The 25,691-nt window shown below is 46.6% G+C and carries 22 protein-coding genes; 19 read left to right on the top strand and 3 right to left on the bottom strand.

All coding sequences use genetic code 11. The features are described from left to right. Window positions 1-577: 577 nt before the first annotated feature. Entirely contained in the window at window positions 578-2,014 is a 1,437-nt protein-coding gene (gene pdxR, locus DL346_RS08995) for a MocR-like pyridoxine biosynthesis transcription factor PdxR (protein ID WP_112881661.1), read from the bottom strand. Window positions 2,015-2,201: 187 nt separating this feature from the next. Between pdxR and DL346_RS08990 the strand changes: the two genes are divergently transcribed. The 3 genes from DL346_RS08990 to DL346_RS08980 all read left to right on the top strand — a co-directional run bounded on the left by DL346_RS08990 (window position 2,202) and on the right by DL346_RS08980 (window position 4,167). After that, window positions 2,202-3,362 carry a benzoate/H(+) symporter BenE family transporter gene (locus DL346_RS08990; RefSeq protein WP_112881660.1) on the top strand — a complete coding sequence of 387 codons (1,161 nt, stop codon included), beginning with the start codon at window positions 2,202-2,204 and terminating at the stop codon, window positions 3,360-3,362. A gap of 18 nt (window positions 3,363-3,380) precedes the next feature. Next, window positions 3,381-3,524 carry a GrpB family protein gene (locus DL346_RS29870; RefSeq protein ID WP_165822425.1) on the top strand — a complete coding sequence of 48 codons (144 nt, stop codon included), beginning with the start codon at window positions 3,381-3,383 and terminating at the stop codon, window positions 3,522-3,524. A gap of 298 nt (window positions 3,525-3,822) precedes the next feature. After that, a complete protein-coding gene (locus tag DL346_RS08980) occupies window positions 3,823-4,167 on the top strand; it encodes a hypothetical protein (RefSeq protein ID WP_112881658.1) in 345 nt (114 codons plus the stop codon). Window positions 4,168-4,417: 250 nt separating this feature from the next. Here DL346_RS08980 and DL346_RS08975 read toward each other — a convergent pair whose 3' ends face one another. Together DL346_RS08975 and spoVB are read right to left on the bottom strand one after the other, a co-directional pair. After that, window positions 4,418-5,491 (bottom strand): lactonase family protein, encoded by a 1,074-nt coding sequence (locus DL346_RS08975; protein WP_112881657.1) that lies wholly within the window; start codon window positions 5,489-5,491, stop codon window positions 4,418-4,420. Window positions 5,492-5,598: 107 nt separating this feature from the next. Next, window positions 5,599-7,122 (bottom strand): stage V sporulation protein B, encoded by a 1,524-nt coding sequence (gene spoVB, locus DL346_RS08970; RefSeq protein WP_240633073.1) that lies wholly within the window; start codon window positions 7,120-7,122, stop codon window positions 5,599-5,601. A gap of 242 nt (window positions 7,123-7,364) precedes the next feature. Between spoVB and DL346_RS08965 the strand changes: the two genes are divergently transcribed. From DL346_RS08965 to DL346_RS08890, 16 genes are all read left to right on the top strand, one after another. Further along, window positions 7,365-9,689, top strand: a complete 2,325-nt coding sequence (locus DL346_RS08965; RefSeq protein ID WP_112881655.1) for a helix-turn-helix domain-containing protein — start codon at window positions 7,365-7,367, stop codon at window positions 9,687-9,689. Window positions 9,690-9,903: 214 nt separating this feature from the next. Continuing rightward, on the top strand, window positions 9,904-11,457 hold the full coding sequence (locus DL346_RS08960; RefSeq protein WP_240633072.1) for an extracellular solute-binding protein: 1,554 nt from the start codon (window positions 9,904-9,906) through the stop codon (window positions 11,455-11,457). Window positions 11,458-11,564: 107 nt separating this feature from the next. Beyond that, complete coding sequence (locus DL346_RS08955; protein WP_240633071.1) at window positions 11,565-12,476, top strand: ABC transporter permease; 912 nt, start codon at window positions 11,565-11,567, stop codon at window positions 12,474-12,476. 13 nt (window positions 12,477-12,489) lie between these two features. Then, a complete protein-coding gene (locus DL346_RS08950; protein ID WP_112881654.1) occupies window positions 12,490-13,407 on the top strand; it encodes a carbohydrate ABC transporter permease in 918 nt (305 codons plus the stop codon). An 87-nt stretch (window positions 13,408-13,494) separates the two neighbouring features. Next, window positions 13,495-14,226 (top strand): phytanoyl-CoA dioxygenase family protein, encoded by a 732-nt coding sequence (locus DL346_RS08945; RefSeq protein ID WP_112881653.1) that lies wholly within the window; start codon window positions 13,495-13,497, stop codon window positions 14,224-14,226. 327 nt (window positions 14,227-14,553) lie between these two features. Then, the gene (locus tag DL346_RS08940) at window positions 14,554-15,234 is read left to right on the top strand and encodes a serine/threonine protein kinase (protein WP_112881652.1); all 681 of its coding nucleotides are present in this window, start codon (window positions 14,554-14,556) and stop codon (window positions 15,232-15,234) included. Window positions 15,235-15,388: 154 nt separating this feature from the next. Further along, a complete protein-coding gene (locus DL346_RS08935; RefSeq protein ID WP_112881651.1) occupies window positions 15,389-16,327 on the top strand; it encodes an aldo/keto reductase family protein in 939 nt (312 codons plus the stop codon). 24 nt (window positions 16,328-16,351) lie between these two features. Continuing rightward, window positions 16,352-17,194, top strand: a complete 843-nt coding sequence (locus DL346_RS08930; protein WP_112881650.1) for an NAD-dependent epimerase/dehydratase family protein — start codon at window positions 16,352-16,354, stop codon at window positions 17,192-17,194. Between the two features lie 194 nt (window positions 17,195-17,388). Further along, window positions 17,389-18,378, top strand: coding sequence for a cation diffusion facilitator family transporter (locus DL346_RS08925; protein WP_112881649.1), 990 nt, complete (start codon window positions 17,389-17,391; stop codon window positions 18,376-18,378). A 145-nt stretch (window positions 18,379-18,523) separates the two neighbouring features. Beyond that, window positions 18,524-18,853, top strand: coding sequence for a PadR family transcriptional regulator (locus DL346_RS08920; RefSeq protein ID WP_112881648.1), 330 nt, complete (start codon window positions 18,524-18,526; stop codon window positions 18,851-18,853). 14 nt (window positions 18,854-18,867) lie between these two features. After that, a complete protein-coding gene (locus DL346_RS08915) occupies window positions 18,868-19,734 on the top strand; it encodes a pentapeptide repeat-containing protein (protein ID WP_112881647.1) in 867 nt (288 codons plus the stop codon). Between the two features lie 17 nt (window positions 19,735-19,751). Further along, complete coding sequence (locus DL346_RS08910; RefSeq protein ID WP_112881646.1) at window positions 19,752-20,522, top strand: ABC transporter ATP-binding protein; 771 nt, start codon at window positions 19,752-19,754, stop codon at window positions 20,520-20,522. Next, the gene (locus tag DL346_RS08905; protein WP_112881645.1) at window positions 20,523-21,290 is read left to right on the top strand and encodes an ABC transporter permease; all 768 of its coding nucleotides are present in this window, start codon (window positions 20,523-20,525) and stop codon (window positions 21,288-21,290) included. A 247-nt stretch (window positions 21,291-21,537) separates the two neighbouring features. After that, on the top strand, window positions 21,538-21,951 hold the full coding sequence (locus DL346_RS08900) for a DnaJ family domain-containing protein (RefSeq protein WP_165822424.1): 414 nt from the start codon (window positions 21,538-21,540) through the stop codon (window positions 21,949-21,951). A 177-nt stretch (window positions 21,952-22,128) separates the two neighbouring features. Next, window positions 22,129-24,444 carry a DUF3376 domain-containing protein gene (locus DL346_RS08895; protein ID WP_112881643.1) on the top strand — a complete coding sequence of 772 codons (2,316 nt, stop codon included), beginning with the start codon at window positions 22,129-22,131 and terminating at the stop codon, window positions 24,442-24,444. A gap of 147 nt (window positions 24,445-24,591) precedes the next feature. Then, a complete protein-coding gene (locus DL346_RS08890) occupies window positions 24,592-25,449 on the top strand; it encodes a sugar phosphate isomerase/epimerase family protein (RefSeq protein ID WP_112881642.1) in 858 nt (285 codons plus the stop codon). The last annotated feature ends 242 nt before the right edge of the window (window positions 25,450-25,691 follow it).

Here is a 25,691-nt window from a genome sequence, read left to right as displayed (position 1 = left end):
GCGCCACGGCGTTGCGAGTGCGCTGATCGCCGGCGTCGCTAACTCACAGGGCGGACCATTGCTCCGCATGCACCTCGATATCACTCATACTGGCAAGACATAGAAACATGTAGATCCGCGGTTTCCGCGGATTTTTTTCATTAGCTAACAAAATTGGATGGTCCCAGCGGCATTTAATTGGACGGTTACAAACGCTTTGAACATGTTTATGATACCAACATAAACAGTTTGTCATCCGGAGGGGATCAAAATATGCAGGTACCAGCTGGTGTATGGATTGCCGCCGCTGTAATTGCAATCGTATTAACCTGGATAACAATATGGGTTACGAATAAGGCTTATTCGAGAAGATGGGAAGACAGCAGCAACGAAAACGATGGACGGTTTTAATTAGGAGGGAGTAGATAAACATGTTCGATTTTATTTGTATGACGATCTTATCTCTTGTTCTGGTTGGGGGATCGCTTTTGCTCGGTGGAGGAGCCTTGTACCTGATCAAGCATGATATTGAGTAATAGAAAAGATCACCCGCAGGACGCCCTGTGGGTGATCTTTTTTTATAGCAATGGCTAAAGCGCTAATTATTCAATTGCCGAAACGCCTCGCAAAAAAGGGATATTCCCCGTTCAATATCTTCCGTTTTGGGTCTCGAAAAGGTGAACCTGACGAATCCCGGGTCCGATCCGTATACGCTGCCCGGAACAAACACAGTCCCCCTTTTTATGGTCTCCTCAAGAAGCCTGCCATCTTGAATCGCGCTGTTTAACCTACACCATAAATGCAATCCTCCATCGGGGATGGTGTACGCAAGCGCGTCCGGAAGTTCCTTATTCAGCGCTTCGATTGTCAAATCCCGCCTAAATCTCAATTCCATGCGCAACCGATCCAAATGCGGCTCGAAAAGCGAAGATTGCAAAAACTGTCCAGCTACTTGCTGAGGGATCACGCTTAAACCGAAATCCATCTGCTGTCTGGCATCGGCTAGACGTTTAACAATGGAATGGGGAGCCACCATCCAGCCGATTCGCAAGCCGGACGCGGCTATTTTAGAAAAAGAGCCAATGTATATGATGGACCCGACTTTATCCGATGCTTTTAAAGGAGAAGGCGGGTTGCCATCGTAAGCGGTTAGACTGAAAGGATCGTCCTCTACGATTGGAAGCCTAAGTTCGCTTGCGATATCAAGCAATTGCCGACGGCTTGCATCACTTAGCACCGTTCCTGTGGGGTTCTGAAAATTGGGATTGAGAAACACCATTTTAATCCGATGCTTTTTGAACAACGAACGAATTTCCTCCGGCTGAATCCCTTGAGAATCGACCGGAAGCCGGAATAATCGGATTCCTGCCGACTGGAACATGGGAAGCGAGTAGCAATAAGATGGATCTTCGATAGCCACTGCATCTCCTGGGGACAGAAGACATTGCGTAATTAAATATAACGATTGCTGGGAGCCGGATGTAATCAAAATGGATGATTCTGTCGTCCGAATTTCCCGGTATTTCTCCAGATAGTCAACCAGAGCTTGTCTCAACGGAATCGATCCTTGGGGATTGTCATAGCCCAAATAAGAGGTATATTGAAATCCGCTCATTAACTTGGCTATTTCTTCTGACGGTGCCAAATCGGCCGCCAGCTCGCCGCTTGCAAAATCAATCAATGAAGGCTGCTGGATGAGCGCTTCCCGAATCCTTCTCATAAACGGCAAGTTAGGAAGAAAGTTTCCTCCTTCGGCATATCGGCTCCAATTAGGGGTGTGTCTCGGTGTCGCCCCCCACTTTGTGGCACTCACTCGGGTTCCGCTGCCAGTACGGCTGTCGATAATGCCCATGGATCGAAGCTCGGCAAAAGCCATGATAACGGTACTTCGATTTACGCCGAGTCGATCCGCGAGTTTTCTCTCCGAGGGGAGCAGACTGCCGGGAGGAAATTCCCCATACGAAATTCTCTGTTCGAGATGATCGGCAATTTGTTGATAAAGAGCTTTTTTACTGCCGCGATCTGGCTTCCACATCATACCGATCCCCTTACCAAAATAGGTCAATTCAGATCATTATAAAATATTAACACAATAGTTCAACATTAAAAAAACGGATGGTTCTGATTTCAACCGATTGGATGGTTTCAAATCAGGATCATTTCATTATTATGAATGCAAGGGATTATCTTCGTAGCGGGGAGGAATTAGCACGAACATAAAAGTGATAACGGCTGGATTCATGTCAGCACTACTGGCTTGTACTGGCGGCGCGATATTGCTTGTAAAGGCCGCCGATGAAGCGGGATTAGCAAAAAGCGAGCTAGTATCATGGTTTGCCTCGGCTTATATAATCGGGGGCTTGTTAAATCTGTTACTGACCTTAAAGTATAAGATTCCTTTTGCAGGCGCTCATTCCATTACGGCAACAGCTTTTCTCGGTACAACAGCGCTTGGGCTCTCGTTCCCTGAATTAGCAGGCGCATTTATCATGTCCGGAATGATCATTTTGTTGGCAGGATGCAGCGGGCTCTTTGCTAAAGCAATGAACCGGATACCAAAACATTTAATTGATGCCTTGCTCGCGGGCATGCTTCTTTCTTATGTAGTTAAAATGGTTCCTGCAGGCATTTCATTGCCGTTTTCCGGGATACTTGCCGGCATCGGTTATTTCGCCATTCCAGTCATCGAAAAGAAGCTTCCACCAACCTTATGGGCGCTTATTTTCGGTTTGATCGGCTTGAGCTTGGAATTCCGGTTCACCTCTCTGCCCAAATCCGAGTTTATGACCGCATGGCCCGTCATGCCTCAATTTACTGTAGAAGGGTTGTTCTCGGTTGCAATTCCCATGGCCGTGCTGGTCTTGAGCAACGATCTTGCAGTAGCTCTTGCAGCATTAAAAAGCAATCAATTTGAACCGCCCGTTAATAAAGTTCTAGCGGCATCCGGCATTGCGACCATGTTGGCGGGGGGATTTGGCGGAAATGCAGCAAATGTGGGTGGTCTTATGAGTGCCCTTTGCAGCAGTCCGGATTCGGGGTCAAAGGACAAAAGATATTGGGCAGCCGTCCTGTCGAGCGTAATGGTTATGTGCTATGGAATATTGGCTTGGAGAGTGGTTGATCTGATTACCGTCATGCCTTCTTCCTTTATTACACTGATTACGGGTTTATCCTTGCTGGGATTGTTTATAAATGGGCTCCGAAGCTCACTTTCAAACAAAGGGCTGCTCATTCCATCCCTAACTACCTTCACCGTTGCCGCGCTTCACATCCATTTACTTGGGATCGCGACGCCGGTCTGGGCTTTGTTAGCCGGCTGCATCGTCATGAAAGCCATCCATTTGGGAAGGATGAAGCGATCGCATGGCGAAGGGCCAGATTAAGAAACGCAATTTCCGATATTGTTATTTGAACACTTTGGCAGCACTTCAGTACATGGGCTGGCTGCTAAGCCTATTGTCGATATTCTGGTTGGGACACAATCCATTGTACGTCTGACAGAAGTTCATATTGAAGCTCTTGCGAAGTTAAACTATGATTTCTAGGAGAGGACGGACGAAGACCGGGTCGATTTTTCTTCCGAAAAAGAGGGACGAATCATTTTAACATTTGAAAGAACGTGCGCAGGTTTGGTATGGTCTGGACAATAGACAACACTAAGCTTCACCAACAGAATAGCGTGGTTGCCTAACTGGGCATATTAGCCTGTAAGGAGCGTTACCGACACCTGGCACAAACCATCAGATATATCTGGAGGGAAAATACATCGCTAATCTGGTTGTTAATCTGTCCTTGGAGTATACTGAAGGCCCATTCGATGATTCTCCAAGAGTCATTACCATCTTGTCTGATGATAATATCGTAGTAGATAAAGAAGATTTATCTAAAAAAATGGATTTTTGTTTATCTGCTACAAGGATTAAAATTGTCATTGAGAGCATGAAAAATAAAGGTAATAAGTATAGATTTATATTTTACCTAATATCTATTTTGGATAGTATATTCAATGGTTTTGGTCTAAAGAGTATTGTTAATTCAAGGATTAAATATGTATTAAATCTAAAAATCACAGGTGAAGAAGCGTACATATCCGTGAAGTTCGATGCTTACCAAAACAAAGACCCATTTTTAATTGGGAAGTCAAATAATGTTGAAGTAGTCAGTTGTGAGAAAACAAGAAATAAATAAGACCAAGACAAGTACATGGTCCAATTGAAGTCCGCGGAATACGCAGGCTTTTTTTGATTTATCGGATCCAAACTAAATTGGAACAATGATCGGGCAAAGAACATAAAGCATTTTATACAGAATGTGGTTTTGTTCCATGCTCCGGTGGACTGTGGAGAAAAGAATGATTCAACTTGATGGGTGATCCAAAATGAAATAATAAAGCCGCATATTTGCGGCTTTTTCCATTTTTTATAAATTTTTATTGTTGTCAGATACCAATTTCAGTGAAGCGGATGCAAACCGGCTTGGAAACGTAAAGCTCGCTGCCTGTAGGTTGCAGCTTGCCCGTCTCGGCATCGCGGCTGAACGTTACGATATTGTTACCATCACGATTTGCGACAAGCACGAACCGTCCGTCCGGCGACAAAGCGAAATTTCGCGGGTGTCCGCCGAGCGTGGGTGCGTATTCAATCGGCTCAATGCGGCCATCATCCGGGTTGACTCGGTAGACAACCAGACTGTCATGCCCTCGATTGGAGCCGTACAGAAACTTTCCATCTGGGGACAGGTGAATGTCCGCACAAGCATTGTCGCCCGCGTACGAGTCCGGCAGCGTGGAAATCGTCTGCACGACACTGAGCCGCCCTTCATCGGCATCGTAAGCATATACCGTGATCGTGCTGTTTAATTCGTTAATACCGTATCCAAATGGCAGCACCGGATGGAAGACGAAATGGCGAGGACCAGATCCGGGAACGATCGTTATCTTAGAGTGAAGCAGCATGCGTTGATGGGGCAAATCCAACTCATAAACAAACAGAGTATCAAGGCCGAGGTCGGACACCACAGCATACCGGCCTGCGTTGTCGACGATGATCGAATGGGCTCTCGCCTGCGTTTGTGCCGGATGAACGCTGGAACCTTCATGCCGGTGCATGTCGGTTGTCGAACCAATTCGACCATCGTCGAGAATCGGCGAGAGGCTGACCATACCGCCGTGATAGCTCGCCGTCATGGCAAATTGGCTCGTCGCGTCGATTGTAATATGGCATGTCGTGGCAGGAAGCGTGATCATTTCGTTCAAGCGAAGCAGGGTGCCATCGGCCGGATCAAAACGGTATGCGGCTGCGGCACCGCATTTACGGCCTTCGCTATCTTTTCCCTCCATGATCGTATAAATCGTCCGATTCGCCCCGTTAGGTGCGAGGAATGTCGGATTTTGCAGACCGTCCGCTTGACCGATCAGCGTTAATGCGCCAGTTTGTTTGTCATATGCACAAGCGTAAATTCCAGGTTGGTCAGCGTCCGCATAGGAGCCGAGAAAGGCAAAAGTAGAAGCCATAGTCAAGCACACCTCCATGTCTTGGAATATATTCGTCCTAAGCTAGCATTTTACCATTATTCGCTGAAAAAGGCACTCGAGGATCGCCGGGGCTGAAGCGACGTCGACTAACGCGGTATCAATATTGTTCGGCTTGCTTTTCGCAAGGCATTCATCAATAGAAAAGCAGCGAAGTAGATCAAAAGAGAGCAGATGATTGATCCAACTACGCTCCATAAGAACGAGAAGCCTTGGACCACGGATAGATATTCAAAAGACCAGTGACCGCTAATCGCCATTAGCAGCATGGACACACCGACCGCCAAATAGGGCTGAATACTCATATAGATTCCGATCGAGCTTGATATCGAGAAGAAGTTTAACAGTGTTTGCATGACGATTCCGATTCCGATGCCAAAGGTGACGCCGACAATGCCAAACTGGCTTCCAAATACGAATATCGCGATGGCTTTGAATGAAGTGGACACAACATAGTTCCAAAACGTAGCATTCGCGCGGCCGAGTCCGAGTAGAATCGCATGCAGGGGAGCGTCGAAGTAGTGGAGGAAAAACATTGGCGCTAATATTTTGAGCAGCAATCCCGCTTCAGGCGCACCGTAGACAAGTTTGGTAAGCGGGATTGCCCATTCGAAAAGAATAACGGTAGCCGGTGCGCCAATCAGCAGGCCTAAGTTCAGCGCTTGATTCATCCTTTCATGAACTAACCGATCCTTCTTACTCGCAGCAGCCTCCCCGATAGCCGGCACGAGCGCGGTGGACAAGGATTGCGTGATAAAGCTAGGCATGAAGAGAAGCGGAAATGCGTAACCAGCCAACATCCCGAATTGCTTCGTGGCTACCGCCGTGCTTATACCGGTCATAGCGAGACTGGTCGCAATGAGCAAAGGCTGGAATGCGCTATATACCGATTGCACTACTCCTTGTCCTGTTGTCGGCAGGCCGATCTGCATCAACTCTTTTAGAGTTTGTTTACCTTGCTTCAAATGTCCGGCCCATGTCTCGCCCGGCAATTTGGCTTCACCTCGTACCTTATAGCTAATCACGAGGAACAGAAGACTAATGGCTTCGCTAATAACAGAGGCAGCCATTGCACCTGCTGCCGCGTACGCAACGCCATATGGCAGAAGCAAATGTACCAAAGCGAGGACGCAAGCAATCTGTACCGAATACTCGAGTACATCTGAAGCGGCGATGATTTTCATTTGCTGAATGCCTCTGAAGTACCCTTTCAGCACCGCAGAGACTGCGACAATCGGCGCAATCGGTGTAATCGCGAGCATGGCATAATAAGCGCGCTGGTCGCTAAGCAGGATAGATGCGATCCACTGGGAGCCAAGCAGGGAAAGGGTCGTCAGCGTTATACTCAAGAAACAGGTCAAAGAAAGTGATACGTATAGTATACGCCTGACTTTCATCTTCTCATCTCGAACATAGGCTTCCGCAACAAGCTTTGAAATCGCAACTGGCAAGCCGAGTTCAGTAATCGTAATGACAAGCGGCACCAGAGGATGTGCCATCATTAACAAGCCGATTCCTTCCGCACCTAATACGCGAGCGACAAATATGCCGCTTATAAAACCAAGTATGCGATTGATGAAAGCAGCGACAGATAAGGTCATCGTCCCTCTCATGAACGATTCCTTCTTTATTGCCATTTCTTGTCCTCCTGATCATCGAATACTTAAATGTATTCATCATACGGAAAAGCATGCGAACGATAACCGATTTAGGAACGGGCAAGTTACATACGCGAAAGAAAAAGTATATATACTAATAATGATAATTTGAAACACTCAAACCGCCTTATATTCATGAGATGATTACCAACTAGTTGGAAAGCGCTTTCAATGAATCTTGCGGAGGAAGCACATCTATGCTCAATGAAATCTCTCTGAAACAGATGTACATTCGAATTTTCCTGATCATGACGATTTTTTTTACCATGATCATTATTCCTTTTTCATTATTTTTAACCAGGCAATTCTCACAATACGCTCTGGAAGATATTGATAGGTTCACGCTCGATAAAATGAATCAAACCATCCAAAACACGGAGTTCGTATTGAAAAATATCCAGACAAGCGGTCTTCAAATTTATGAGGATCAGAGAATCCGAAGCTGGTTAATCGCGCAAGAAGAAAGCCCTACCTTGCAATACAAAGCCAATGAAGCGATTCGATGGTATCTCAATACGGAGCCGTTTATCCATTCCGCGTATTTAATAAATTTTTCAACAAAGCGAGTTATTTATTCCCAGGGGGAAATCGCCGGAGATTCGAGAAAAGTCGGGATCAGTGTATTCGATGATTTTTTCGACCAGGAAATGCTTCATCTTGTTCAGAACAATCGGCCTCACTTTTTAAGATTTATCAGTCATGAAATGACGAGCGCCCAGCCCGGCTTGGACTCGAACCGAAGCAAGACGCAGGCTCTTGCCTTGATCATTCCGTCGGTGCCTTCGAATAAACTTGAGAATGGCTACTTGATTCTTTTACTGAACAATCAGCTTTTGGAAACCTACTTGCTGCAATGGAACGAAAGCGCGCGCAGCGAGGTCATGCTGATCAATTACAGCGGAGAGGTCGTATTAGGACACCAAAAGAGCGAATATTTCAAAATTGCCAAGTCCAATTACGTAAAAGACCGATTCGGGCGGTTTGATTGGAACTTTGCGGGCAAAAATTATTCCGTTCGCTATGCAGACATGGAAACGATCGGCTGGATTCTTCTTCATATCACGCCTACAGAACAGTGGGAAAAGAATTTAAATGGGTTTCAAAATAAAATCATATGGTCATGCGTTATTCTGCTTGTGACTGCGGTGATCATGTCATTCTGGATTTCGAGAAAAAATTACAAGCCATTTAGTGAACTGGTTCAGCAAATTCAGCAAAAATTTAAAATAGATGCAGTCGGCAGGGAAACTGCTCGTCATTTTAATGAAGTTGAGGTTATTAAACATAGTTTTGATACGCTGCTTGGCAAAATCGATCAGCTTGACCACGCCATGAAAAGCAATCAAAGCTTGGTTAAAGAAGAGTATATTCGACAATGGGTTTTGAGCGGTAAGCTGACCAAGCCGATAAAAGAATATTTAAGCAGGGAATCGGACCTATTACATTCCGAGCACATCCGATTGGCCGTCATCCGAATCGATGCCTATCCCTCGTTCTCGGATGCCTATGATTTTTCTTCCAGAAAACTGTTAAAGTATGCGATGGGGAACATTGCCATTGAAGTTTTGGGAAATAAAGCGGAAAAAGGGGAGGTAATCGATTTTGCATCGGATCACATCGTTCTTCTGATTGATTCCATGCAATATGAAAAAACCGAGTTAACTTCAATGTTCTTGGAAATAAAGAAACAATTACTCCACTGGATACATATTTCCGCAAGTATAGCTGTAAGCAAGCCTCAGGCGCATGAAGCGGATTTGCATTTCGTGTACGAAAATATATATGAGCTATCCATGATGAAATTTATTACAGGCCAGGAACGTATTTACCACGAGGAGGATCATCCCGAACCAAAACCGGTGAGCCTCACTTTATTAGACGAGCAAGTATTGGATGAAATGTTGAATTGCACGCGGCTAGGTCAAAAAGATCAGATGAAGAATTGCTTGAACATCCTGATATCCCACATGTATGCGCTCCCCTACACGGAATGCAAGCTGCAGCTAATCCAAATCACTTATTGGATTTATAAATCATTTAAACAAATCAATCTAGCTCAAGGGATCACGGGCATTGAGGAACAATTGAGTCATTTTGAAACAATTAAAGAAGCGGCGGAGTGGTTGGAATCACAGCTCCTTTCTTATATGGAGCAAATGCAGCAGAGAAAAAAACACAACCGCAAAGAGGAACTAATTTCAGAAATTATTGAATATATCAAGAAAAATCTATTCAATCCGATGCTGTCCATTCAAATGATCTCCAGTCATGTATCCCTTTCGGAAAATTATGTGCTTCAGATCTTTAAAGACGTCATGGACCTTTCCGTATCGAACTTTATTTTAGATTTAAGAATCAAGCATGTACAAAATTTATTAATTACAACAGACTGGTCAATATCTGAAATTGCCGAACAAACCGGGTTTCAGACGAAGAGCCACTTCTATACAACATTCAAGAAGATGACAGGGATGACTCCGGCTCAATACAGAGATGCAATGGAGGGAGGGAAATTTCTATGAGCCGTTTCATTACATTCCGGGCCGTACGGTTCCGGTTTTTTTGTGTCATTCAGGACTGATATTAAAATAAGTACCCCTAGTTTTAGTGGATTCAGAACTGATTCCGAAGAATGAGAACTATACAACCAGCTAAGCTTTAGCTACATTTCTAGTCATGGACCCACACGTTGATAATGAACGGGGTGTGACCTAAATCTCTTGGGGAGGCGCATTCATGCAGAAGAGAAAAAAGTTCTTTGTTATGCTTTTGGCCGTACTGCTAGTTTTTTCTGGGGTTGTTGCATGTAGTAAAGATGAATCTGGCAAATCCGAGCCGGCATCAGATGCAGCAGCATCGACAACAAACAACTCTGCAACTGAGCAAGCCGAGCCTGAACCGTTAGAACCGGTCACCCTAAAAATTCTAGTCCCCGGGGATAAGCCGAATAATTTGGGAGAAGTATTGGCCGAAGCGGAGAAGAGAATGGCCGACACGTTGAACGTGAAACTAGACATGACATTCGTCGGGTGGGCGGATTATGGGAAGAAATTGCAGGTTTCGTTGGCTGCGGGAGAGGATTACGATTTGGTTTTCGACGCTCCGTGGAATATCCAAACGGCAATGATTCAAGCAGGGTACTATGAACCATTGGAAGCATTGCTGGACAAATATGGACCTACGATCAAATCGTCCCGTCCTGAGCAAATGTGGGAGGCCAATAAGCTGTTCGGCAAGGTTTACGGTATCCCGCTAGGAGTTTACAACGTTTCGGGACGCGGATACTATATCCGCAAAGATTTACGGGAAAAGCTGGGGATTCCCCCTATTCAAACCTGGGACGATTTTGAGAAATTTTTATACGCCGTGAAAGAAAATGAACCGAAAATTTCACCGATCCACCCGGGCGGACTGGATTTGGTAAGTTTCCAGCTCCTTGCAGACCAGGATACGCATATCAAAAATTTCTGGGGTGGCTATACACTGTACTATAAAAATAATGATGGAAAAGCATATAACATGTTTGAAGAAAGAGATCCTAAATTCTGGGAGGCTATTCTGACCGTACGCAAGTGGTTTACAGACAAAATAATCGACCAGGATGTTCTGGCTTCCGGAAGCGGCGTTGAAGCCTTTAAAGCGGGAAAAGCAGCTTCCGCTTCAGCTAATGGCTTTGACTTGCCCAAAGCGGTCGTTGATGCACTGAAGTCCGTAGACCCTGCGGCAGAAGCGGAATTTGTGACCTTCTTCGACAAAAATAAAAAGATGGTCTCTGATTTCAAACAATGGAACTTCATGCATGTTCCGGTCAGCAGCAAGAATAAGGAACGGGCCATTATGTTTCTAAATTGGGCAAATGAAAAAGAAAACTATGATTTATTGGCATATGGCATTGAGGGTAAGCATTGGGAAGCCGTGGGAACGGATGCTTATAAAGAGCTTGACGAACTTTATCCTTGGTTCCCTTATGCATGGATTTGGAATCCCGAAAGCAACCGCGAAAATGCGGCCCAGTCCGAGGAGATCCGCGGTTGGAACCTTTGGTCCAAGGATCCGAACAACTTTATTGAAGACAAATTAACCGGTTTTACTTTCGATGATACGAAAGTAAAAGCCGAAAGCGAACAGGTTGCCGCTTTATTTTCCGCTATCAGCGGACCCTTATTTTACGGAACGGTAGATCCCGAGAAAACATGGGAAGAGTATAAAGAAAAAGCGGCCCCTTTCACCAAAAAGGTTCAGGAGGAAGCTCAGAGACAAATCGATGAGTTCCTTCAAAACAAGCAGTAGCGTAAGTTACTCTAACAGTCGCATCCCCGGCGGGCATTCGTTGAATCTTAGCGGTCCGGCCGGGGATAAGCGAGTAAACAATCCACAAGAAAGGAGTGTCGACGATTTTGCTGACTAGATCGATTCAGGAGATAAGAAGAAATATCCATCTCTATTTACTTGCTCTGCCGGCTTTAATCTATTTGATCGTCTTTGCCTATGTCCCTATGTTCGGACATCTTATTGCGTTCAAGAATTTCAGGCCAACCGAGGGTCTATGGGGCAGCGAGTGGGTCGGTTTCAAGCATTTTTATTTTTTCTTTTTGAATGACTACTGGATTACGGTTACTTGGAATACGCTATATTTGAATTTTTTGAACATCTTTTTCGGCACGATATTTGCTATAATTACGGCCGTGTTTTTGAACGAGATTCGATTCGTGCTCTTTAAAAAAATATCCCAATCGTTTATTTTCCTGCCTTTTTTTCTTTCATGGGTGGTTGTAGCCTATATGGTATTTGCTTTACTCAGTACAAGAGACGGGCTTATAAACAATGTTCTGACGCAATTAGGTACGGATGGCGTCTCATGGTATGCTTCGCCGCAATATTGGCCGGCGATTATTACGACTATACAAGTATGGAAAGGAGTAGGAGCAGGGGCAATCATCTACTTGGCCGCCATGTCCGGGATTTCCGGAGAGTACTATGAAAGCGCGAGAATAGACGGCGCGAACCGTTTAAAGCAAATCTGGTTCATTACTCTTCCTTTGCTGCGTCCGACGGTGATCATGCTGACTTTGCTTGCGGTAGGAGGTATCTTCTATGGGGATTTCGGCTTGATTTATTCGATAGTCGGTGAGAACGCGCTGCTCTTTCCGACAACGGACGTTATCGACACTTATGTCTATCGTGGACTTCGCAGCAATTTCTCTTCATCCGCCGCAATCGTATTATGGCAATCCTGTATGGGACTGATTTGCATTTGTACAGTGAATTGGATGACCAGAAAATTAGATAAGGATTCAAGCTTGTGGTAGGGGGAGCCGTAACATGCCATATAAGTCTGCCTTTACAACGAAACGGATTGCAGAGGATGCAACGATATCCGAAAAATTGTTTCACTTGTCTATGTACGTTTGGGTTATGCTTCTTTCGCTCATCTGCGTAATCCCGTTTTGGCTTGTCGTCATTGGTTCGTTTACCGCGGAAGGAAGTCTCCGGTCTCAAGGGTTTTCCTTGTTTCCCCAAGAAATCAGTTTAAATTCTTACCGGTTTCTTTTGTCGGGCGAACAAGTATTTGTGAGTTATAAAAATACCATCATCATAACGGTAGTCGGCACGTTTCTAAGCGTTCTGATTACGTCGATGATGGCTTATGTTATGGCCAACCGTAAAATTAAATATCGTGGCGTTCTATCGTTTATTGTGTACTTTACAATGTTGTTTGGTCCCGGGCTGGTAGGGTTCTATATATTAGTGGTCAATTGGCTGCATCTTAAGGATACCCTCTGGGCCATCATCTTGCCTGGACTATTCGGGCCGTGGAACGCTTTTTTAATGGTATCTTATTTTCGCACCATCCCATATGAGATCAATGAGGCCGCAACGATTGACGGGGCCAGTGAAAGTTATATTTTCTTCAGGATTTATATGCCGATATCCAAACCTGTGATCGCGACCGTTGGTTTGTTCGTTTCGTTACGTTATTGGAATGAATGGTTCTATGCGATGTTGTTTGTGGATAAAGAGGAGCTCCATCCGCTGCAAATTATGATCCGGAGTCTGATGTCTAATATTGATGTACAGCGTTATGTTCAAGGAACCGATGTCAATATTGTCACGAACGTTCCGGCTATGGGCGTTCAACTGGCGACGGTCTGCGTAACGATCGGCCCGATCTTACTCGTATATCCTTATGTGCAAAAGTATTTTGTAAAGGGCCTGACGATCGGTTCAATTAAGGGATAGATTGTATGGCACCAAAGTCCGAATGCCGAGAGCGGATGTTTCCGTTCTGCAGATTGGCGCTGAAAGCTAGCAAAAGGAGAGGACGACATGCTTACACAAGAACAATTAAAGCAATACGAAGAGTCGGGTTTCATTATTTTCGAGGATTTGTTTGATGAGAAGGAAATCGATGAACTTAGAGAACGATTGGATAAATACGACGAAGAATATGAGCGTTTTCTGCGCACCAACGGGGCTCAATGGATCAACATCCCTAACCAAATCACGTTCAGGGCTAATACAAACTTGATCGATCCTTATGTGCAAAAGTTTGCCTGCCAGCAAAAATTCGTCGATATTTCCACCGCCCTCCTCGGACCGGATATCCAACTGTACTGGGACCAATCGGTTTATAAAAAACCGGAAGCGAAGCGCGACTTCCCTTGGCATCAGGACAATGGCTACGCTCCCATCGAACCCCGTCATTATTTGACCTGCTGGCTCGCGTTGACGGATGCGACCATCGAGAACGGATGCGTCTGGGTGATGCCGGAGTCGCACAAACAAGGCGTAGTGGAGCACAAGGAGACGATAACCGGCCTTCTGTGTTATTTCGGTGAAAATCCTGGGCTTGCAGTGCCGCTAAAAAAAGGCAGCATGGTCGCGTTCTCATCCCTCCTCTTTCATCGGAGTACTCCGAATTTGAGTCAAGATGTGCGAAAAGCCTATATCATGCAATATTCGCATGCGGGAGCGAAAAATCCGGAAACCGGTCAAGTATATGCGAACGGTCCAGTACTTGCGCGCGACGGGAAGTGCGTCTATGTTCCGACAGTCTGATTCATCGAATAGTGGGGCTAATCATGAAAGCTAATACAACAATAACAGGCTGCCGATCCATCGGCGGCTTGTTTAGCTTTTAGCGGCCAATGAAACTGACAACCTGGTTCGAAAGGCTGGGGTTATGGGTATTGTAGATAAATGCTTAAGAAGCCGCGTGGTTGCGGCTTTTTTCATATGAGGTCGGACAGTAAGTTCTGTTAGCCTCATCATTCGAACTGGCAGGACAGTTGCAACGGTTATCACATGTTAAGCGTTATATAATTATGGATATGAAAATGAATCCTTCGACGTAAATCATGACAGAACAAGAAGGAGAAGATGGTTATGATAGCGGACTGGAAACAAGTTGAGGAAGCATTGAGGGATATTGAGGTCATTGGACATGAACACAATAAGCCTGTTTCCGTCATTGGTTTTTCAGAAGATTTGCGTTGCATCGGTATCGGAACGGATGCCGCGGTCTTTTATTACCTGCACACCCCTAATTACGCATACAAAGTGTATTCCTCTCAGGCATTAGAGAAAAAGGAAGTGGAAGCAGGTATATACGAACGCTTAAAAGGATCACAGTATTTCCCCAAATGTTATGGAGCCGGACCCAACTACTTGGTATTAAGTTTTGAACAAGGAGTTACCTTATATGATTGTCTACTTCAAGGTGTCCGCGTTCCAGAGCAAGTGATACAAGATGTTGAAAATGCAAGAGAGTTTGTCCGCAGTCAAGGGCTGAACCCAAGGGATATTCATCTAAAAAATGTTCTTTTACAAGATGGAAGAGGAAAGGTTCTTGATGTATCGGAATATATCAAGGAAGGAAACGATAGTCGATGGGAACACTTGGTATGGACCTACAAACATTTTTATCCTCTGATAAGCGAGGTTCAGGTACCTTTATGGATCCTGGAAACCATAACGAACTGGTATAACCGGATTGATACGGCAAGCTTTGGAATAGAAGACTTCTCTAAACGAGTGAGTCAACTTTTCTTAGGGAAACGCAAATGAAATGGGACATGGTGGTTATCTAAAGTATAGTAGATATAGAACGTATAATTTAGTGATAATATTTTCACTTCTTACGTTATGCATCCTACTTACTTATAATAGTTAACGAGTCCAGTTGAGGGCAAATCCGAGCAGAAAGAGAGATGAGCCGAACATGCAATATCGGAAATTGGGTAAGAGCGGTTTAATGGTCAGCGAGATTAGTCTGGGCAGTTGGCTGACTTATGGAGGATATGTCGAGCGGGAGAACGCGGTCAAATCCATTGAAACCGCCTATGGGCTGGGCATTAATTTCTTCGATACGGCGAATGTCTACGAGCGGGGTGAGGCCGAGAAGCTCATGGGTGAGACGCTGCGGGCATTCCCTCGCGAATCGTACGTACTAGCGACCAAGGTGTTCGGGCAGATGGGCGACGGTCCTAACGACCGTGGACTGTCGCGCAAGCACATCATGGAGCAATGCCATGCAAGCCTGAAGCGGCTGGGCGCCGAATATATCGATCTGTACTATTGCCACCGATTCGATCCAAACACGCCGATGGAAGAAACCCTTCGCGCATTGGACGATTTGGTAAGACAGGGCAAAGTGCTGTATGTAGGGGTCAGCGAATGGACGGCATCGCAGATGGCTGAAGCGCATGCGATCGCTGATCGTTACCTGCTCGATCGTATAGTGGCTAATCAACCGGTCTATAATATGTTCAATCGTTATATCGAGAAAGAAGTCATTCCTTACGGGGAGCGTGGCGGGATCGGACAAGTCGTTTTCTCTCCACTTGCTCAAGGCTTACTAACAGGCAAATACGTGTCTTTGCAGAACCTTCCTGCAGATAGCCGGGCGTCCAAACTGGAGGGGATGCGCAAGGGTATCACCGAAGAGAAAATCGCCAAGGTGCAGCAACTGAACGAAGCGGCTGCCGAGCTGAACCTGACGGTCGGACAGTTGGCTTTGGCTTGGATTTTGCGGCAGACGAACGTAAGCAGTGCCCTGGTAGGAGCTAGCCGGCCTGAGCAGGTAGAAGAGAACGTAAAGGCAGCCGGCGTTCAGCTGAGCTCCGACATGATCGAGCGCATTGAAAGCATACTGGCATAACGGCCGATAGAGGAGAAATAGAACATGTCCAAAGTAGTAGTTACCGGCGGAAGCGGGATGCTGGGAGAATGGGCGGTAAAACATTTCGTCGAACAAGGCTATGAAGTGGTAAATGCAGACTTCAAACATCCGAAACAAGCCTTATGCAGAACCGTGATCGTTGATTTGACCGATTTGGGTGAAGTATATGGCGTTTTGGCAGGAGCTGACGCAGTTGTGCACCTTGCCGCCATTCCCGTCGCGTATTCGCATCCGAACGAAGTAACATTTCGCAATAATGTGATGTCCACGTACAATGTGTTGGAAGCGGCAGCAGGCTTGGGGATTCGCAAGGCCGTCATTGCATCGAGCGAGTCATCCTACGGGTTAGTTTTCGCAATGGAACGCTTTAGTCCTCTATATGTCCCGGTGGATGAGGAGCACCCTCAGCTACCTCAGGATAGCTATGGCCTATCGAAGGTTGTGAACGAACAAACAGCGGATATGTTCCACAGACGCACGGGCATGCAGATCGTCTCGTTCCGCCTCGGCAATGTCATCGCACCGGACGCTTATAGTCGCTTCCCGCAATTCATACACGATCCTGCTGAGCGCGATCGGATTTTATGGAGTTATATCGACGCAAGGGATGCGGCGGTTGCATTTCAGCTGGCGATCGAGGCAGACGGGCTGGGCAGCGTGGCGCTTAATCTTGCGGCGGACGATACGAGCATGGACATCGCGAGCCGAGACTTGATAGCGGCTAGGTACCCGGATGTCACGGATTTCCGGCAACCGTTCCAAGGGAATGAAACTTTCTTAAGTAATGAGAAGGCAAAGCGTCTGCTGAATTGGCAGCCCAAGCATGCTTGGCGTGATCAAATTTAGAACTTGGGGGCAGACCGCCGTGACCGGCAGCTGCTCTTTTTTTCATTTGTCAGGCAGGGGTTAGTTACCAATTGAATTCGGTTTGTGGTAATATTGTTGAAACCAGCAAAGGGGACTGTAGGAATTGCATGAAACCCTTGGTCGATGGTTTCGTAATAAGCAATTGTAACTAATTCGGGAGGGAATACTTAGAAATGGAATCCGACAGTAGACAGAGCACTTTCTTTGAATTACTGAAGAAAGGGAACACCTCATCGGCAACAGCCGCAATCGGCAATACTGGTCTTGCGATTGTGAAAGGAGTTGCTGCTGCAATTACAGGGAGCGGAGCAATGTTCGCTTCTACAATGCACTCGATTGCTGATGCCGTAAACCAGGCTTTTGTATTTGCCGGAAGTGTTCTGGCAGAGAAGAAACCGACACGCCGGTTTCCGACAGGGTTTGGTAGGGTGATAAATCTGTTCTGTATGGTCGCTGTAATTGTAGTTACCGTCATGGCCTACGAGACCATAAGGGAAGGTTTTCATTTATTGGCACATCCCGTAGAATCACATGGATTCTGGCTTAATTTATTCGTTTTACTGTTATCTGTTGCAGTTGACGGATTTGTATTGATAAAGGCAATGAAAGAAATTGTTCATGAATCAAGAGTAGAAGCAAAGGGCTTCGGAATTGTTACTCAAGCCTTTCGAAATGTTGGACGCGCTGCTCCTCCAACTCGCCTAGTTTTTTATGAAGACTTAGTGGCAACAACAGGTGCACTTTTGGCATTAGTTGCCGTTGTCGTAACGTCTCTTACAAGCTTTACGCTTCTTGATGGAGTTTCGACGGTCCTTATTGGCTTCTTAATGATCGGTGTAGCCTTCAAAGTCGGTTATGACAATATGGTCGGGCTGATTGGGGTTTCCGCACCTAGAGATGTAGAAGAAAAGGTCGCCAAAATCATTTTCGCTAATCATTATGTTACCGACATTTATCAGATGAGGATTCTCCAAGAAGGTCGCTATTACCATATAGAGGGACTCATTGAGTTACGACCGGGATTAACGTTGGCCGATGCCGATGATATTAAATTCAGAATTAGAGACAGCTTGCTCAATGATGCTGATATCGCAGATGTTACCATTGGCATTATTGAAGACAACGGCATCAAGAACTGGAACCCAGAGCCAACCACAAGCTAATAAGTATACTTCCAAGGAAACCGCGCTTTGCGCGGTTTTTTTTGTTGTGGATGCACCAATTATTTTAGACAGAGTATTATAATACAGAAAGTACCTTGACAGTCACAGTAATATGCTTTATGATGCAGTTATGGAGGTGATTGTAATGAGCGAGAACAAGATCACATCCGACCTGCTTCGCGGACATACAGATACGATGATTTTACGGCTCTTATCAGAAGCTGATCGATACGGTTACGAGATTGTCAAGCTGATTGCCGATCGATCGGACGGCGAGTATGAACTAAAGGAAGCCACGATGTACTCCAGCTTCCGGCGGCTTGAAGCAGACGGCGACATCGAATGGTATTGGGGCGATGAATCACAGGGCGGACGACGCAAATATTTCAGGATTACCGCAAGGGGCAAGGAGACTTACGCCCGCAACAAAAGCAATTGGGAGTATGCAAAACGCGTATTAGAAAATTTATTATAAGGAGATGGAACATTATGAATCAAAGAGTGACGGATTATTTGAACGGCGTTTTCACGCCATACAACGGGGTAAAGAGCGTGAACGAATTAAAGTCCGATCTGCACACGGATTTGCAGGAACGCTTTCGTGAACTCAAAGCGGAAGGTAAGGACGATGAGACCGCGTTCAAGATGACAATTGATAGTATTGGCGATATCGAGCAAACCATCCTTGAGGTTGCTAATCTCTCCCGATCGCTGGAGAGGCAAGTACTGACAAACTTTAGCGGCAGCAATTTGGTGAATAGCGACTTTGCAGGCGTTAAAGCCCATAAAGGTCGGTTTAATGCCAGTGCCTTACACGGTTCCGACTTTTCTGGAGCCGATCTGACAGGGAGTACGTTTAAGAGCAGTGACGTGCGCGAAGCCAATTTTGACGGCGCGAATCTGACAGACTGCACCTTGTCCACGCTGGACCTGACGAATGCAAGCTTTAATAAGACGATCCTTGTACGAACCAATTTCAGCAAATCGGGCCTTGATGGGGCCAAATTCACAAACGTAAGACTAACCGACGTGACGTTAACGTTGACCGATCTTAGAAAAACGACTTTTGAAAGCTGTGTATTTGATGGGGTCGATTTTAAGTACACCGATCTGACCGGGCAACGTTTAGATGGCCAGACGTTCATCGGCGTAAAGTTTGACAAAGCTGCATTAACCGAAGTCTCGTTCAATGGTGCTACTTTAAACAATGTTTCTTTCCAGCCTGGGTTTACGCTCACGAATAAGTACTATCGTATGATCAAAACCATCAACTTTGACGGTGCGACGATGGATAAACTGACTTTTGCTCATCTCAAAGGCATGGGAGCCGACTTGTCAAAAGCTAAAGTCATTTAATTATGGGAGGGAAACCGATGCAAACCTTGCAAACCAAACCCATTCAAGTAAAAGGACTGCAGAAGTCCTACAAGCAGCATCACGTGCTGAAAGGCGTAGATTTCGAGGTAGAAAAGGGCAGTATTTTCGCCCTCCTCGGATCTAACGGGGCAGGCAAGACTACGGTTGTCAAAATTCTCACCACGCTGCTCAATCCAGACGGCGGAACCGCAGCCATAAACGGATTCGATGTTACTTCAAAACCTGATCATGTGCGTCAGGCAATCAGTCTGACCGGGCAGTTTGCCGCCGTGGATGAAATTTTGACTGGTCGGGAAAATCTGATCATGATTGCCAAGCTGAGATACCTCAAAAACCCGCGCCAAGTTGCGGACGAAATGTTAAAACGCTTCGGCCTGACTGACGCTGCAGACCGCAGAGTGTCCACTTACTCAGGGGGGATGCGCCGCAGGCTCGACATCGCTTTGAGCCTTGTGGGAAAACCACAGATCATTTTTCTGGATGAGCCGACCACCGGGCTTGACCCCGAGGCACGGATCGAGGTTTGGAAGATTGTCAAGGAGCTTGCTGACGGCGGGACGACAGTCCTTCTCACCACGCAGTATTTGGAGGAGGCCGAACAGCTGGCCGACCGGATTGCCATTCTGCACGAAGGTAGAATTATCGCAAGCGGCACGCTCGCGGAGCTGAAAATGATGTTCCCGTCCGCAAAGGTAGAGTATGTCGAGAAACAACCGACCTTAGAGGAGATTTTCCTCGCAATCATCGGTAAAAAGGAGGAGAAGTAGATGGAAACGGCAAAAAGCCATTTCTTCACCGATATTACCGTTATGCTTGGACGTTCCATGCGTCACATTTTCCGCAGCATGGATACGATCATCACGGTTACCATCATGCCGATCGCAATGATGTTGCTGTTTGTCTATGTATTCGGCGGAGCCATTCAAACCGGAACGGATAACTATGTGAATTACCTTTTGCCTGGAATACTTCTTATGGCTATTGCCAGCGGAATATCCTACACGGCATTCCGTTTGTTTACCGATGTGCAGCGAGGCATATTCGAGCGTTTTCACACGATGCCGATTTCACGTTCCGCTTTGCTTTGGGGACATGTGCTGACTTCGCTTGTATCCAACGCCGTATCGGTGGTCGTCATTATTCTCGTCGCGTTAATTATGGGATTTCGTTCGACCGCGGGAGTGCTGCCATGGCTTGGCGTAGCTGGTATACTCGCACTGTTTACGCTGGCCCTAACTTGGGTCGCAGCTATAGCCGGACTATCCGCAAAATCTGTCGATGGAGCAAGCGCTTTTTCTTACCCCCTAATCTTCCTTCCATTTATCAGTTCGGCTTTTGTGCCAACCGAGTCGATGCCGACCGCCGTTCGCGTATTTGCCGAAAACCAGCCAGTGACCTCAATCGTAGAATCCATCCGCTCATTGCTGTCAGGTCAGCCGGTGGGCACCGACATTTGGATCGCACTTGCGTGGTGCGTCGGAATTATGCTTATAGCTTATATGTTTGCAATGAAGGTGTATAAAAAGAAAGTCTAAACGCATTACACGGTTGGCAGCTGATTCACTTAAGAAATGATCGGCTGCCTCCGTTCATCAAATCGCCAAAGGCTGCAAGCACGCGACACCGCTATGGTAGGTACAATAATACTGTGAAGCTTTTCCGGTTAGTTAACCTGAAGAGGCGGTGAGCGTGATGGGTTTTTGGTTCAGAAAGAAAAAAAACCAGACCGATTTAGGGGCAGCACCAGCATCATCCGAGACAAGCGAGGCACTTCCTGAAACTGTGGCAGAAGAGGAACCTGCTAACGACGTTGCTGTATCATCCAGGCAGTATTGGAACTCCGGGATGTCCGCGCAGGATTGGATCAGCGAGATGTATCGGGAACAGGAACGGAAAGGGGCTTTCGAGCATTTGGCAGGCAAAGGCAAACCGCTTGATGTCCCGTCATGCGATTTGACGAATAGTATCCTGAAGGAGGCAAACTTCTTACCGGCTTGGCTTACGCTGCAGCATGAAATCCATGATCAGCTGCAGCGGCTGCTCGAAACCGATTCCGCCGGCATTTCGGATTCTACACTCGAAGAAATTAACGCAAAAATTACTAAGTACAATAGCATGGTGCCAAGCCCGATACTGCAGAAGTGGAAGCTGACCCGAGAGAACATGCGGCAGCAATTCGAGCGTTGGAAATCGTAAAGTAGATGAGGTCGCTAGCGTGGAGCTATTTATATTTCGAAACGGAGGCGGAGACGCTTCCGTTTTTTTGCGCATTCATCCATATTTTAGCTGTAAGCACTTATTTATAAACCAACCGAATCTTCGCAGCATATAAAACCCATAACTAAGTATACAAAACGCGAAGAGGGATGAAGGATGAATTTAACCAAGGAAATCCGTTTGGCCATCGTTATGTACGGAGGCGTATCTCTTTCCGTGTATATGAACGGAGTCGTGCAAGAGCTGCTGATGGCGACGCGAGCGCGCAAAGGCGATCCATCCGATGCGGAAAACAATCCTTACACCGATTTGCTGAAACAAATGAACGCCGAAATCGCCATCGACATTATCGCGGGCAACTCCGCAGGAGGCATCAACGCTGTGCTTCTTGCCAAGGCGTTGGCGACGGGAGCCGATCTGAACGTCGAGGAAATCAAAGATTTGTGGAGAGACGCGGCGAACCTTCAAACATTGCTCGATTTCCATGGCAAGAAGCCGGATACGTTGTTAAACGGAGAGTTCATATTCGGCAAACTGAAAGAATGCTTCCGCATAATGGACGAACAAACGGGCAGGGATACCCCTAACAAAATAGCATCGAATCGGCGTGATAAAGTAAGCATCTTGGACTTATTCGTCGCGGCGAGCGATATCAAAGGGCGGAGGTGGGGCGTCAAGGACGACAAAGGCAACGATATTAAAGGTTACACGCACGACGTCATGTTCCAAAAGAAATACCGGAAAAAGTACGGACCGAACGCAGAAAGAGGGTATGACCAGAACGATTTCTCCGAGGATAAGAACGATGCCCTTTCGCGAATATCGAGAGCGACTTCGGCGATTCCTACGGTGTTTCCGGAGGAATCGTTCACGAACGCGGAGGTTTATGCCGGCAAAACCAATTACGATAATCGGGACGAAGTGTATCTTCATGACGGGCTGCTGACTGACAATAAGCCGTTCGCTCCGGTGCTGAACGCGCTTTTCCATCGTTCCGCCGACAGCAAAGTGGACCGCTGGCTGCTTTTTCTCGATCCGGTGCCCCCAGAGTCGTTCGCCGATCATTACGATAAGGCTCCGACCATCATGGAAGCGGCGACTAGCCTCGTATCCATTCCTCGGTATCAATCCATTTACAAGCATTTGAAGGCGATCGAGGACCGCCAAGAGCAAGTGGAAGCCGTCATTAAAGCGTTCGATGGCATTGATTTGGCCGACGGTACCGCAGATGCCGAAAAGATGCCCTCGTTTTTACCGTACTGCAGTTTAAGAGAGTCTCAATGGAAAAAGTCGCTCGTTGGTAACCTCCGAACGTACATGCATCACTATTCCGCGGACGGCAAACTGATTCCCGCCGATCACCCGGCTCTTGAGTTGTTCAAGTCATTCGAGGTCGATAGGATAACGAACGGGGATCTTGCCGCCCTGATCGCGGACAATTGGCTTCCCGATATCGCGTTTTGCGTTCACTTTTTCCATTCGCATATTCAGAAAATCAACCGCAAGCTGCAGGATATTCCGGATGAGGATAGCCGGCTGCCGACGCTTCTTAAGGAAAAGAATCGACTGTGGGAGATCGTGGAAGAGCTGCGCCAACTGGAGTGGACGTGGTGGAACGACGAGGAGGACAAGAAGAAGCTGGATCCTCCGAAGCCATATCATCCGCTGCTCGCGGAAGCAATCAAACGTTTCTATCTTCGGCAAGAAACCTTGGAGGCTGCCTATATCGTCGATTACATGCGCCAATCGTTGAACGGGTACTTGGAGCGGCTGCAGAAGGATGGCTTCGTCGTCTCCGAAATCGGCGATCTAAAAAAAGCGATGCGCGGATTCCTCTCGTTGGATGTCTTTCTGTTCCCGCTGAGCATCGGCCGAGAAGGCGAGCTGAGCAGAATCGAGCTTTTGCGGATTAGCGCTTCGGATACGAAAACGATCGAAATGAACGGCAATGACAAGCTGGTCGGCAACGATTTAGGCGCATTCGCCTCTTTTTTGAACAGGAAGTGGCGTGTAAGCGATATGATGTGGGGACGAATGGATACGGCGGATATTTTGATCGAGCACCTCTATCAATCGTACAAGAATAACGCTACGGATTCCGAGGCTTGGAAAGCGCGCGGCATGAGAGCGCGGGCAGAACGCCTTCTCGCGATCGCCGAAGAAGAATTGCCGTACGTGGACAAGGAATTGTACGCGAAGTTCCGCGAGCGTAAGCTTCATGGAAAGCCTCCAGAAGAGCAGATCAAGCAAATTAAGCAATTTTTCGAGTCGGAGTATAAGGTCGGAAAAGAGTCCTGGAAAGACTTGCGTTTCGCGGTAAAGGCGAAAATCATCGCGGCAGGCATAGACAACTACCTGATCGCCTTGAGCCGGTACGCGCACAATAGCAATAAAGGAATTTTTATCCGAGTGACAATCGGAACCTTGCGCGTCGCGGCAGCGATCTTCAAGGGAGTGACCAGGCTTTTATAAAGTGAAAAAGTCCGCAAACGACACACCCGCCATTCGACGAGTATGGCGGGTTTTAACATTCGGTTATTTACATGAGACGGCCTTTTTCGTTATGCTTAAAGTGTTGTTTCCATAAATAGGAGCTAGGGAAGGGAGCACTGAAAGAAAATGAGAATAGGCTTAAGCTCATATAGCTTGCATCGTGCCATTCAATCGAAGGAAATGACGGTTCTGGAAGCTGTCCAATGGATTGCCGACCATGGCGGTCAGCATATGGAAGTAGTGCCGATCGGGTTCGACCTTAACGGCAATCCCGAACTAATCGATGCCATCCGGCACAAAGCTTCCGAAGCCGGCATTGAGTTGTCTAATTACGCGATTGGCGCTGATTTCTTGAAAGCCGGAGACGGAGCGTTCGAACAGGAAATCGAGCGCGTCAAGCGTGAAGTGGACATTGCGAGCAGCCTCGGCTTGAAGCTCATGCGGCATGACGTTGCATGGTCCTCCGACATTTCGATTAAGCATTTCAACGAAGCGCTGGAACGAATGGCCTCGGCTTGCAGACAAGTTGCTGATTACGCTTCTCAGTTCGGGATTACGACCAGTGTGGAAAATCACGGCTATTTCGTTCAAGCCAGCGATCGGGTACAGGCTTTGATTCATGCCGTAAACCGTCCGAACTTCAAAACGACGATGGACGTCGGCAATTTCATGTGCGCAGACGAGGATCCGGTTTCCGCCGTGAAGAAAAATATCGCGTTTTCATCCATGCTCCATATTAAAGATTTCTACCTCCGGCCATCGGATCAGAACCCTGGCGAAGGCTATTTCAAGACGGCAAGCGGCAATTATTTGCGCGGTGCCATTGTCGGTCAAGGCGACATCAATATGAGAGAGGTACTGCGCATTATTAAGCAATCCGGGTATGACGGGTATCTCTCGGTTGAATTTGAAGGCATGGAAGACTGCAAACTAGGCTCCAGAGTTGGTATGGACAACTTAAAACGCCTGTGGTCGGAAGTATAAGGCGAGGGAATCTTCACGTAAATATCGTAAACGCTCGAAAAATGGCGGCCGGAATATGGGCTGCCATTTTCTTATTTAATGGCAGGATAGTTAAATCAATCCGCGAAGCAAAATAATTATAATTTGTGTACACTAGGAAGTGATCTAATTGATCGATTTGACGAGAACATTGTTAGTTTGGTCCAAGTACTTAATTTCTTTGAAAGAGTACAAACTGACTTCAAGTATGGTGAGTCATCGTA

Source organism: Paenibacillus montanisoli, assembly GCF_003268025.1.
GTDB classification, from domain to species: domain Bacteria; phylum Bacillota; class Bacilli; order Paenibacillales; family Paenibacillaceae; genus Paenibacillus_Z; species Paenibacillus_Z montanisoli.
This window is presented reverse-complemented; position numbering and strand designations above follow the sequence as displayed.